This window comes from Clostridium sp. BL-8, from assembly GCF_002006495.1.
In the GTDB taxonomy this organism is placed as follows: Bacteria; Bacillota; Clostridia; order Clostridiales; family Clostridiaceae; genus Clostridium.
On the sequence record NZ_LZZL01000004.1, the window covers coordinates 92633 to 101449 of the forward strand.

7 protein-coding genes are annotated in these 8817 nt (G+C 30.1%); 5 read left to right on the forward strand and 2 right to left on the reverse strand.

The genetic code is table 11. The features are described from left to right. Nucleotides 1-91 precede the first annotated feature (91 nt). The 3 genes from CLOBL_RS01800 to CLOBL_RS01810 all read left to right on the forward strand — a co-directional run bounded on the left by CLOBL_RS01800 (nt 92) and on the right by CLOBL_RS01810 (nt 4875). Nucleotides 92-2695 (forward strand): methyl-accepting chemotaxis protein, encoded by a 2604-nt coding sequence (locus tag CLOBL_RS01800; RefSeq protein ID WP_077857427.1) that lies wholly within the window; start codon nt 92-94, stop codon nt 2693-2695. Between the two features lie 119 nt (nt 2696-2814). Beyond that, nucleotides 2815-3309 (forward strand): chemotaxis protein CheW, encoded by a 495-nt coding sequence (locus CLOBL_RS01805; RefSeq protein ID WP_077857428.1) that lies wholly within the window; start codon nt 2815-2817, stop codon nt 3307-3309. 18 nt (nt 3310-3327) lie between these two features. Continuing rightward, complete coding sequence (locus CLOBL_RS01810) at nt 3328-4875, forward strand: methyl-accepting chemotaxis protein (RefSeq protein WP_077857429.1); 1548 nt, start codon at nt 3328-3330, stop codon at nt 4873-4875. A gap of 246 nt (nt 4876-5121) precedes the next feature. On the opposite strand, the gene CLOBL_RS01815 is transcribed toward CLOBL_RS01810, so the two are convergent. After that, nucleotides 5122-5493 (reverse strand): Hpt domain-containing protein, encoded by a 372-nt coding sequence (locus CLOBL_RS01815; protein ID WP_077857430.1) that lies wholly within the window; start codon nt 5491-5493, stop codon nt 5122-5124. Nucleotides 5494-5517: 24 nt separating this feature from the next. After that, nucleotides 5518-6795: an ATP-binding protein gene (locus tag CLOBL_RS01820; RefSeq protein ID WP_077857431.1), complete on the reverse strand. Its 1278-nt coding sequence runs from the start codon at nt 6793-6795 to the stop codon at nt 5518-5520. Nucleotides 6796-7364: 569 nt separating this feature from the next. Between CLOBL_RS01820 and CLOBL_RS01825 the strand changes: the two genes are divergently transcribed. Continuing rightward, nucleotides 7365-7823, forward strand: a complete 459-nt coding sequence (locus CLOBL_RS01825) for a GyrI-like domain-containing protein (RefSeq protein WP_077857432.1) — start codon at nt 7365-7367, stop codon at nt 7821-7823. 46 nt (nt 7824-7869) lie between these two features. Next, nucleotides 7870-8754 (forward strand): radical SAM protein, encoded by an 885-nt coding sequence (locus tag CLOBL_RS01830; protein WP_077857433.1) that lies wholly within the window; start codon nt 7870-7872, stop codon nt 8752-8754. Nucleotides 8755-8817: the final 63 nt, after the last annotated feature.

Here is an 8817-nt window from a genome sequence, read left to right on the forward strand (position 1 = left end):
AAAGATTCTAGACTAAGAAATGCAAAGATAAATACGGGTACAATTTGAGCATGAAAATTAGAGGATTCAGTATTTTGTGGAGGGGATTAAGATGTTTACTATGGGGAATTCAAAAATAAAAAATAAGATTGGTTTAATATTTTTATTGATAATTGCGATAGAGTGCATATTATCGGCTATAGCTTATAAAGGAATAGATGTACAAAATTATATTTTAATAATTTTATTAGTTGCAGTATTTTTTACGATAATCTTGGGAGCATTACTTATAAATTCAATTGGTAAATCCATAAGAAACCTTAATAATACAATGGTTAAAATTGCAGATGGAGAATTTAATGAAAATATAAGTGTAGAAATCAAAGATGATTTTGCTGAACTAGGTGATACGCTAAAAATAATAATAAATGATATAAAAAATGTAGTCAATGATTCTAATTTCATTGCAGAATCAATTAAAAAAGGAACTTTTGATATAAAACTAGATAGTACAAATTACAAAGGATCATGGAAAACTATAAGTGAAAATAATTTAAGTACAGCAAACATATTTATAAAGAATATTAGAACCACTTCAAATTATATAGAAAAAATAAGCAAGGGAGAAATTCAAACAAAATACAGTGAAGACGAGTCCGGGGAATTCAACACAGTAAAGAAAAGCATCAATGGGCTTATTGATAATTTGAATGCATTTGAAAGAGATATATACTGGTTAAAAGATACTTTCAAGTTAGGAAATACAAGAGATAAAATAGATTCTTCTAAATTTGAAGGCGTGTTTAAGGAAATAACAGAGTGCATAAATGATACAGTATGGGTATCAATAGACGTGTTTTTACAATTATTTGGAGTGCTTAAGTCATATTCTGAAGGAGATTTATCAGCTCAGCTTGAAGAACAATCAGGAAGATATAATTTAGTAAAAGAACATTTAGATAAATTGAGAGGAAACCTATTGGCTATAGTTAAAGAACAGATTGATGTAGCTCACGAGATTAAAAAAGGTAATTTATCTAAAAGAATGGATTCTTCACATTTTAATGGCTCATGGGCTGAAATGACAGATGGAATTAATGGAATAATAGAAGCTTTTGTAGAACCAATAAATGTAACAGCAGATTATGTTAAGAGGATAAGTAACGGTGATATACCAGAAAAAATAGAAACTGAATACTATGGTGAATTTAATAATACAAAAAATAATTTAAATATGCTTATTGATACTTTAAATATGTTCATAAAGGAAATCAATTGGATGAACGACACCTTTGAATTAGGAAATACAAGAGATAAGATAGATGTTTCTAAATTTAGTGGGGCGTATAAACAAATGGCTCAAAGCGTAAACGACGCAATGTGGATATCTGTAGATGTATTAATAAAAATCTTTGCTGTATTAAAATCATATTCAGAAGGTGATTTAACAGTTGAACTTGAAAAATTACCGGGAAGATTTGGAATTGCTAATGATAGTTTAAATGGATTAAAAGATAATATTCTTAAAGTAGTTGATGAACAAGTAAGGGTTCTTTCAGCAGCGGCATCGGGCAACTTGCAGGTAAGAGGAGAGGAAGAGAAATTTGCTGGAAGCTTTAAAGAGCTTGTAAACATAGTAAATAGAGCTGTAGATGCTTTTGCCAAACCAATTGGAGAAATAAATAATGCACTTATAGAGATGTCAAAAGGTAACTTAGACATAACTGTTCAGAATACATACAGTGGGGATTATGGAAGCATAATAAATGCTTTAAATGCATCGATACAAGAACTTAACCAAGTACTTACAGCTATAAATGTTTCAGCAAGTGAAGTGGCAGCAGCATCTATTCAAGTTTCAAATGCAAGCCAAAGCTTGTCACAAGCATCAGCAGAACAAGCGAGTGCAGTTGAGGAAGTAACAGCTTCATTATCAGAAATAGGAGAGCAGACAAGATTAAATGCTTCAAGTGCTAATGAAGCGAATGATTTAGCTGTAAAAGCTACAACAAATGCTATAAACGGAAATACAGAAATGGATAATATGCTGAAGGCTATGAATGAAATAAATGAAGCATCTGAAAATATTTCTAAGATAATAAAAGTTATAGATGAAATAGCTTTCCAAACAAATATATTAGCACTTAATGCAGCTGTAGAAGCAGCAAGAGCAGGACAACATGGTAAAGGCTTTGCTGTAGTTGCAGAGGAGGTTAGAAATCTTGCAGGAAGAAGTGCAAATGCTGCTAAAGAGACCACAGTTTTAATAGAAGGATCTATTAAAAAAGTAAATGCGGGAACAGAAATAGCTAATAATACAGCTGAGTCATTAAATGCCATAGTTGATGATATCAGAAGCACTTCTGAAATAGTGAGCAAAATTGCAGCATCATGTGATGAACAGGTATTAGCTGTGTCTCAAATAAATGAAGCTATACATCAGATATCAAAAGTTACTCAAATGAATTCTGCTACATCTGAGGAAACAGCCTCTTCAAGTGAAGAGATGTCAAGTCAGGCAGAAAATTTAAAAGAAAGAGTTGCACAATTTAAGTTAAGAAGAAAAGCTCAAGGTAGAATATTCTTAGATAATAATGAAAAAGAAAATATGTTAGGAATGGATAATGCTGTGGATAATGGACAACTTAATAGATTATCCAATCTAAACGCAAGAAAGGAGATAAATTTAGATAATATGGATTTTGGGAAATATTAATATAGATATAAAACATATTAACTAGATTTATAATTTGCAACTGATATTTTTGATATGTTTAGGTAATAAATCAGCTTTTTAAGTTGTTTATTTATATAAGATGTAGAGGGAGCGATATGATGAATGAAAATATAATTAGTACTATTGAAGATGCAGAAGAAGATACCCAGAAGGAAAAATATCTTACTTTCTTACTTGATAATGAATCCTATGGTATAAGTATAAATAATGTTATAGAGATTATTGGAATACAACCAGTAACATTAGTTCCAGAGCTGCCAGACTATATAAAGGGAATAATTAATCTTCGCGGGAAAATAATTCCTGTTATGGACGTTAGGCTAAGGTTTAGGAAAGCATTTAGAGAATATAATGATAGAACCTGCATAATAGTTGTAGATATAAATGAATTATCAATTGGTCTTATTGTTGATAGTGTATCAGAAGTGTTAGTAATATCAGATCAAGATATTATGCCGCCACCAAATTTAAATAATGCAAACAACAGATATATAAAAGGCATAGGTAAGGTTGGCAAGGAAGTTAAGTTGATTTTAGATTGCAATAAATTAATAGGTGATGAAGAGACTGATATTTTAAATAATGCTGAATAGCTGTCAGGAGGAATTACAATGGCATGGTTTTATAATATGAAAATAAGGTCAAAAATATTATTAGGATTTTCGATAGTAGTTTTAATAGCAGGATTTATAGGAATTCTAGGGGCTATTAATATTAACAAAATTAATGAGCTTGATACAAAACTATATGAAAAGATGACTGCGCCTTTAGGAGATGTAATTGACGTATGTAATTCTTTTAATGATGTGAGAGCATATGCAAGAGATGCATTGCTTGCAGAAAACTCTTCAGATGTGCAAGATTACCAAAATAAAATTAAAGATTCAAGCGATAAGTTTAATTCTAGTCTTACTAAAGTTAAGGAGACCACACTCACTGATGAGGGGGAGAAAGCTATAAGCGAACTAGAAAGTTCAGAAGCAGATTATTTGAATATAGTAGATAAATCAATTCAGTTAAAAAATCAAGGAAAAGGCGAGGAAGCGCTAAATCTTTTTTATGATCAAGGAAAAGTAGCATTACAAAAACTACAAAGTAATGCTGATAAATTTGTTGACCTAAAGTTAAATATTGCAAAAGAAACAGCTGAAGGCAACAATAAAACAGCTGATAATACAACTATATTAACCATGGCAATTTTAATTGTAGGAATATTAGCAGCAATATTTATAGGAATATTTATTTCAGCATCAATAAGCAAACCAGTCCGTAAAATAATAAAAATAGCTGATAAAGTAGCTGATGGAGATTTTGATGTAGATATTAATATGGAAAGTAAAGATGAAATTGGTTTATTAGCAGAAGCTTTTAGAAGAATGACTGAAAAATTAAATAGTACTATGCATACTATAAATGCAGCAGCTGAACAAGTTGCAGCAGGATCAAGACAGGTGTCTGATTCTAGTGTATCCCTTTCTCAAGGCGCAATGGAGCAAGCAAGTTCCATAGAAGAATTAACATCATCTATGGAAGAGATATCTTCTCAAACAAAAATGAATGCTGAAAATGCTACAAGTGCTAACGATATTGCAGTAAGTGCTAAAGCAAATGCAGAAGATGGATACGAACAAATGAAGGAAATGCAAAAAGCAGTAGTTGAAATAAATAATTCTTCAACAAATATTTACAAAATTATAAAGGTAATTGATGAAATTGCATTCCAAACTAATATTTTGGCATTAAATGCGGCAGTAGAAGCAGCTAGAGCAGGGCAGCATGGTAAAGGATTCGCAGTTGTTGCTGAAGAAGTAAGAAATTTAGCAGCAAGGTCTGCAAAGGCTGCTAAAGAAACAGCAGATATGATTGAAGGCTCAATTAAGAAAGCAGAGGCTGGAACCAATATAGCTGATAAAACTGCTGGAGCATTAAATAAAATAGTAGAGGATACTGTGAAGATTGCTGAGTTTATTAGTCAGATAGCAATAGCTTCAAATGAACAGGCAGAAGGTATTGAACAAATTAATCAGGGAATAATGCAGGTATCAGCTATAGTTCAAAGCAATTCAGCAACAGCAGAAGAAAGTGCATCAGCTAGTGAGGAATTGGCTTCTCAAGCTGAAATGCTTAAGGATCAGGTCAAGCAATTTAAATTAAAATAAGAATGATAATTTATTTATATAAATTTTATTGTCATATTGCTATTTAAATCATAAGTCTTTATCTATCCATATTAAATGTAATAGCAATTTATCATTAAAAATTTTATAGATATGATGAAGAAGATATAAAAATAGAATACATATCATAAGGATAATTATTACGTAGGACAATTTGAAATATATTTAATAAATATAAAACACGCTGTTATCAAATATAGGAAGCAGCGTGTTTTATAATAGTTATATTTATGCAATATTAATAAAGACAGAACGTTCTTTAAAAAAATTTGCAATCTCTATTTCAGCCCTACTGCTTATAATAAATAATTCATTTAAGTCTGATTCGAGGTATGTAAGATAATTAGATCTTAAGGAATCGTTAATTTCAGAAGCTTTTTTATAAACATCGGTTAGCCTGTAATTGCCAGAGACTCCTTTAATATCATGAATTATCTTTTGCATATTTTTTAAATCTTTTTGAGCAATAAAGATTTTTAACTCTGATAATGATGAATTTATTTCATTAATTAATTCAGAATAAAGTTCTGATATTTCAGAAATGCTTAATCCTAAATCCTTAGCAAAGCCAGTTATATCATATTTACTATAATAATTCATAATTACTTCCTTCCCACAGTAGTTTTATCTCATATTTAATATATTTGAAATTCTTTTAACGAACTCCGGTATGTTAATTGGCTTGGTAATATAATCAGAAAAACCGAGAAAATGAGCTTGTTCTATATCCTCTGGCATTGCATTTGCACTAATGGCTATTACAGGTATATTAGAAGTCTCATCATGATTCTTTAATATTTCAAAAACTTTGTAACCATCCATTCCAGGAAGATTAATATCAAGTAATATTAAGTCTGGTTTGTTTTCTATAGCTAAATTGATGCATAATTCTCCAGAAGGTGCTGAGAGAATTTTTAGATTAGAGCTGATTTGATTAATAATATGCTCAACAAGTCGTAAATTGGCAGGATTGTCTTCAACGTATAATATTTTATAAGGTTTAGAGTCTACAAAAGGCTTTTTAACTTTTAATGAAATTAGATTCTTATATTCTTGTCTAACATTAGATTCTATACAGGGCAGTTCAATCCAAAAATGACTTCCAATATTTTTTTTACTGACAACAGAGATTTTACCATTCATTAATTCAGTAAGCTGCTTAGCCACAGAGAGGCCAATGCCTGATCCTTCTATTATATTATTTACGTTATTTAAGCGATAGAAAGGTTTGAAGATTAAAGTTAAATCAGACTCTGATAAACCAATGCCAGTATCGATAACATGAAATTTATATGTCTCATTAATTCGCTCATAATAAAAAACTACTTCACCTTTTGGTTTATTATATTTAATTGCATTAGATAATAAATTAATTAATATTTGTTTTAAACGAGTTTTGTCAGCATAAACAAACTCATCTGACTTTGGGAGGTTTGGAGTAATAATTTTAATCTCATGTTCATTAGCTAAAGGGCTTACAATGGAAAGAGTTTCTTCCATAATTGATTTAACGGGTACTGAATTCATAGAAATATTTAATTTCCTAGATTCTATTTTGGCTAAATCCAATACCTCATTTACCAACTCAAGAAGATGGTTACTAGCCTTTAATATTTCATTAACGCTTTCATTTTGTGAAGCCGTAAGCGGTGCTTCAGGATCTAATTGTAGAATTTGTGAAAAACCTAAGATCGCATTAAGCGGAGTCCTAAGTTCATGACTCATATTGGATAAAAATTCAGATTTAGCTTTGTTAGCTTTTTCAGCTTCTTCTTTAGCTTTAAGAATAGATTGAATAATTTCACTTTGTTTAAGTTCAGATTGCATATTTGATAAATTATTATCTGATTTATCTGAAGATTGACCATTGTAAATTAAATTTACTAATTTTTTTGCTCCCATAATTCAAAATTCTCCTCATAAGTTTTCAAAAAAACAATATAATACTGATAATTTTACAAAAAAATAACACCTCTCACTAATTAATATACCATATTTTACATTAAAATTTAACTGAATATTAGTATTTTTCTATAAATTTCAAAAATTAATTAAGGCACATGAAAGAAAATAATAGACCAAAGATGCTACGCATATTTTGCGTCAGGCAAGGAAGCAAATTCTGCTCATAGCGGGTCTATTAGTAAAATTTGCTGATGAGTAGAGAACCCAAATCTTATGATTTGGCGTGAATCACTTACTCAAGGAGCGTATGCGAGTGGAGCTTCCTCTATGACACAAAATGGGCAAGCATACTGGTCTGTTATTTTTTGATTGTGCCTAAAAGCATAATATGACATGATGCTGTCACATTATGAGTGATATATTGTTAGAAGTAATTGAAATTTATTATATAAGTTGCAATAGCAATTTTACATTAATAAATTTAAGAAACTCTGCAAAGACTTCAGTCATAATTGTGAATTGTAAATTGCAACATATATATGAATAATTGAAAGGGAGTATATATAATGGATTATGAGATAGTATATCTAAAAGAAAAAATTGTTACTGGTATTAAAATTAGAACAAATAATAATGATCCGGCAATGAAAAATGATATAAGTAATCTTTGGAAAAGGTTTCTGGAAGATGGAATTTATCAATCAATTCCTAATAAGAGAAATGAGAATATTATCGGATTATACACGAATTATGAAAGTAATTTTAATGGAGATTATGATGCAATGATCTGCTTCGAAGTATTAGAAGAAAAAAAGTTCTCAAAAAAGGTTGAGGTGAAGAAAATTACAGCAGGCAAATATGCAAAGTTTATTATTAAAGGTAATAATAAAGAAGCAGTAGCAGAATTTTGGGCTAAGCTTTGGACAATGGAATTAGATAGAAAATATACCTTTGACTTTGAGGAATACCAAACTGATTGGGATATGAACAATAGAGAAATAAATGTGTATATATCAATAAATTAAAGAGAACGCATTTATTGCAAAATTATAAAAAGAAAGAGGAAAGCTCATGGAATTTATAAGTGCTAAAACAATTGTATCAGGATATTCTGAAAGCAATGCTTGGTTTGGAGATAATTATACTATGAATATTTATAAGGGATGCTGCCATGGATGTATTTATTGTGATAGCCGTAGTGAATGTTATAGAATAGACAATTTTGATGTGGTAAGAGCAAAAGAAAATGCCCTGGCATTAATTAATAAAGAACTTAAGTCTAAAAAAAGAACTGGTGTAATAGGAACTGGTGCCATGAGTGATCCTTATAATCCTTTTGAAAGAGAATACAAACTCACGAGGGGAGCTTTAGAGCTTATCAATACATATGGATTTGGAGTGTCGCTTATAACAAAAAGTGACTTGGTTATAAGAGATATTGATATTTTAAAGAAAATAAAAAGCCATTCTCCAGTTTTAGTAAAGATAACAATAACAACCTCTAGTGATGAGCTTTGTAAAAAGATAGAGCCTAATGTTGCAGTATCCTCAAAAAGATTTTCTGCAATAAAAGAACTTTCAGAAAACGGAATCTTTGTAGGGATACTGCTTATGCCAGTACTTCCATTCTTAGAGGACGATGAAGAAAATATAAGAAGCATAGTTAAGCAGGCTTATGAAAATGGTGCTAAATTTATATTTCCAGCCTTTGGAGTAACATTAAGGCAGAATCAAAGAGAGTGGTATTATAAAAAACTTGATGAAAAGTTTCCGGGAATTAAGCAAAAATATATAAAACAATTTGGAAATAACTATGAATGTTATTCTCCAAAGGCAAAACAATTGTGGAATCTTTTTAAAGAAGATTGTGAAAGATACGGGATAGTATACAAAATGAGCGATATCATTAAGGCCTATAAGAAAGGATATGAAAAAGATCAACTTTCACTATTTTAGGCACAATAAAATAAATAACAAGTCAATTTACCTCCTTGCCTGATGAAAAATATTCAAGGCAAC